The 244-nt window shown below is 53.7% G+C and carries 1 pseudogene; it reads right to left on the reverse strand.

The features are described 5' to 3' along the window. A pseudogene (locus LK536_RS58965) lies at positions 1-244 on the reverse strand (hypothetical protein); the annotation flags it as partial.

The following is a 244-nucleotide window of genomic DNA, read 5'->3' on the forward strand; positions in this document are numbered from 1 at the left end:
AACAGGAAACCAGGGCATACCACCAGCTTCGCGCCGCCCTCTATTGCCAGTCCGATGGTTTCCAGGTAGGCGTCCGTGGTGCCTTCCTGGGGCTGGTAATACTTATATTTGATACTGTTCTCTTCCGCATACTTCTTAAGGCCTTCCCAGGCACCCTGGTTAAAGGACTTGCCCAGTCCGCAGTGGAATGTGCGCTGATTACGGAAAAGGGGATTTCTACGCTGATGGGCATCCTGGAAGAGGA

This window comes from Clostridium pacaense, from assembly GCF_020709765.2.
GTDB lineage: Bacteria > Bacillota > Clostridia > Lachnospirales > Lachnospiraceae > Enterocloster > Enterocloster hominis.